Below are 2,839 nucleotides of genomic sequence, written 5' to 3'. Positions count from 1 at the left end.
TGGTCCTGGCCGTATTCTGCCTTTTGCAGCCGACTTTAAATGCGCGGCGGCAGAGCCGACGGCCACATGTTCAGCCATAGCGAACTATATTGAAGCCTTCCTCCGCCCCAGGCGGGACGAAATGGCTGGTGATTTGATCGAACTGCGCATCGGTTGTTTGGAACGGGTGCTCGCCCGAAAGGTTACGAGCACGCAGTCGCGCTTTGCAAACGTCGTCAGGAACCTCCAGGTAGTGCAGGCGATGTGCTGCTTCAGCTTTCTCGAAAACGCCTCGGGCCCAACTTCTCGTGGCGGGGGTGTTCGAGGGAAAGTCGAGCACGACGGACGTGCCGGCTGCGAGCAGTGCCGCAATGTGGCCCGACATCGCTTCGCGCAATCTGCCGGCACAGCGCACGTAGTCCGCGAGGGCTAGAACCTCGTTCGGGTATAGACGTGCAAGCCAATCGTCCTCGCTGATGAGAACGGTCTTTGGCTGCGCTGCGAGGTGCTTGGTGAGCGTCGACTTTCCGGACGCGATCTTCCCGCAGACCATGTGCAGGACCCCTGGCAAGGAAGAGGCGGCGGCAGACCGCGAAGTTTCGGTTTCGAGCATTCCAATCTCCAGTAACTCTGAGGAGCCCCAGGAGACAGAAAAAACCCGCCTCGTGGGGCGGGTTGCTTTGGCTACTCAGGCCGCGCGCTAACCCACCATCCTTCGGATGGTGCGAATAATGAACGCGAATTGCGAGCAAGCCATGGAGAGCAAGGATAGCGGGTTCCAGAGGTCTCAGCAATCCGTTCGCGTGGGACGCCTATGCACCATGGTCAGGCTAGAGGTTCGATTCGTACTTCCGCTCTTGGCCGATGTAAGTCCTCCCACGTAGCAGCCCTAGTCGCCTGCGGGCACGAGAATTTCAGACCCTTGGACGTCGACAATTACGACGCCCTGTTGCGCTCCAAGTACGGCGAGGTTGTCCATGAACGCCACGGTATCTCCGGCGCCACGGGCCGTGACCGATAGCGACACATCACTGGGCCTCAACTCGAAGCTCATGTCATCCATGATGACAAAGCCATCATTGCCGCTCCACGCGATTCCATTGAAGAACCGCTCGGCCAGAGACCTGTAGTCCTCCTCCTTGAAGGCCAGGTCCATGTCAATGTCCTCGAGCGAGAGCGGGTGTCCGTGCGATTTGATGAGGATGAAATCCAAGCTCATGAGGTCCCTCCAAATGTCTGGTTTGGCCGCTATGCGTCGCCCCGTGGTTCGACCCCGATGATCCGTCGAAGCTCAGCAAGGTTAGGGGCATCCGATTCAACCGTGAATAGGTCTTCCGTAATCCCGGTTGCATTGTTGCCAATGCCGATAACAAAGTCGCGCTCGAACTGTGCGTGCATGCGCCCCATGAAGCGCGCGATCCGCTCGACATCCAAGAACCATCCCTCGGGCGCGTCTCCGATATCCGGGAGTTCAAGGTTGAGGCCTAGATCCCACAACGGCAGGTCACCGTCACAAAGGCCCTTTTCAGTCCCTCGCTGGTTGACAACGGACGGAGCAGCCACCCGCCAGCCTCCTTCCTTGGCGAAGGCGTCCAAGCACCCTTGCATGGATTCGACGATTTCGTGAAGGTCCGCGCCTTCAACGTAGGCATACAGCGTGTGTTTCGACATGGGAACGAATGTCTGGTTGTGGCCGCATCCTGCCACACGCATTCACCTTTCGCAGATCTGGATCCAAGGGCGCTGTGGCTCGGCTACAGTAAGCCATGGGGAATCCGACAAACGACATCTTCTGGGAAAGTGCTGGTGAGGCCGAGATCAAGTTGCGGCCACCGACCCGTATTCCGCTGTCTCAAACCGTCATTACGGAGGCGGTCCGCTCGCTCATGCATGGCGTGATGGCGATGTATGCAACTTTCGAAGAGCGCACTCGCGTGTACGAGAAGCTCGCAGAAGTTTCTATTTTTGACGGGACAACGGGCGCTACGTTCTACGGCGTGTATCTGGCAAGCGAGGGACCTCCCACCTACTGCATTCGGTGCGGGAAATGGAATGGGACAACAAGAAGCCTCGAAGCGGTACTTGCCGATTTCTCAGCCAGAACCCTCTTCTTCGAAGCCAGCTCTCTTGGGGGAAGGCAGTCCACGATCTTGGGGCTGGATGCCGCGGAGGTTGATGAAGGTGACTTCGCAATCGTCCCCGCGTCTCAGCGTACCCAGAGCAACTCGACGGTCCACTATTTACTGCTCGACCGGGCAAAGCGGACTCAGCGCTCATATCGGAGAGGATGGGCCAAAAACGAACGAGTGGAGGCGCTGTTCGATGAACTCGGTGCGATCTTTGCGCACCTCCAATCGTCCTCGAACAAGACGCCAGTTCCGTCAGAAGTTGAGATCAAGTACTCGGCCGACTGTGATCGGGTGCTGCGAGAAGCGACCTGTGACCAACTTCGCGACATCACATGAGAAGCACCCCGTAGTCCTATAAAGCTCGGCTCTTTATGTCACTGGAGCAAACGACTGGTTTTGGCCGAAGGGCGATTATCGGCAGCCACATTCAGCAGGTCTGTCCCGGGAGCCAGTCATGGTCTTGGGATAGACCGGCGCCATCTGACCTTGCTTACCTCGGGCCGCGCAATAGTCCTGGCAACGCTCCTCTAGGCGCGAGCCGAGCCAGCCGGCGCTATAGCCAAGCAGCACACTGGCCCCGCCGAAGATGACGATAGCGCCGAACGCAATCAGCGCAGGCGAGGTGCGGCGCTTCATGTTTGGCCAGGGCTCCTTTTTGACTAGCGGGATGAATGTCGGGTCTTGGCCGCATTTTGCCCTTGGATGCGAGCTATCCACGTGCAGGCTTGGTG

At 58.4% G+C, this 2,839-nt stretch carries 5 protein-coding genes; 1 reads left to right on the top strand and 4 read right to left on the bottom strand.

Annotation, left to right across the window (positions count from 1 at the left end; all coding sequences use genetic code 11):
• Nucleotides 1–70 precede the first annotated feature (70 nt).
• The 3 genes from EJO66_RS32265 to EJO66_RS32255 form a co-directional block, all read right to left on the bottom strand.
• Nucleotides 71–592, bottom strand: a complete 522-nt coding sequence (locus EJO66_RS32265) for a P-loop nucleotide/nucleoside kinase family protein (protein ID WP_125967265.1) — start codon at nucleotides 590–592, stop codon at nucleotides 71–73.
• 276 nt (nucleotides 593–868) lie between these two features.
• Nucleotides 869–1,198 (bottom strand): hypothetical protein, encoded by a 330-nt coding sequence (locus EJO66_RS32260; protein WP_125967264.1) that lies wholly within the window; start codon nucleotides 1,196–1,198, stop codon nucleotides 869–871.
• 29 nt (nucleotides 1,199–1,227) lie between these two features.
• Nucleotides 1,228–1,650: a hypothetical protein gene (locus EJO66_RS32255; protein ID WP_125967263.1), complete on the bottom strand. Its 423-nt coding sequence runs from the start codon at nucleotides 1,648–1,650 to the stop codon at nucleotides 1,228–1,230.
• A 95-nt stretch (nucleotides 1,651–1,745) separates the two neighbouring features.
• On the opposite strand from EJO66_RS32255, the gene EJO66_RS32250 reads away from it, so the two are divergent.
• Complete coding sequence (locus tag EJO66_RS32250; protein WP_125967262.1) at nucleotides 1,746–2,444, top strand: hypothetical protein; 699 nt, start codon at nucleotides 1,746–1,748, stop codon at nucleotides 2,442–2,444.
• A 75-nt stretch (nucleotides 2,445–2,519) separates the two neighbouring features.
• Here the strand turns inward: EJO66_RS32250 and EJO66_RS32245 are convergent.
• On the bottom strand, nucleotides 2,520–2,839 hold a 320-nt coding region (locus EJO66_RS32245; RefSeq protein WP_206168918.1), incomplete at its 5' end, for a hypothetical protein.

The sequence above is a fragment of the Variovorax beijingensis genome (assembly GCF_003951285.1).
In the GTDB taxonomy this organism is placed as follows: Bacteria; Pseudomonadota; Gammaproteobacteria; order Burkholderiales; family Burkholderiaceae_C; genus Variovorax; species Variovorax beijingensis.
The sequence above is the reverse complement of the archived record's forward strand: the minus strand, read 5'-3'. Positions and strand labels throughout refer to the sequence as shown.

Coding starts and splice junctions, on each gene's coding strand:
- EJO66_RS32265 (WP_125967265.1), bottom strand. CDS start 592: ATGCTCGAAACCGAAACTTCGCGGTCTGCCGCCGCCTCTTCCTTGCCA.
- EJO66_RS32250 (WP_125967262.1), top strand. CDS start 1,746: ATGGGGAATCCGACAAACGACATCTTCTGGGAAAGTGCTGGTGAGGCC.
- EJO66_RS32260 (WP_125967264.1), bottom strand. CDS start 1,198: ATGAGCTTGGATTTCATCCTCATCAAATCGCACGGACACCCGCTCTCG.
- EJO66_RS32255 (WP_125967263.1), bottom strand. CDS start 1,650: ATGTCGAAACACACGCTGTATGCCTACGTTGAAGGCGCGGACCTTCAC.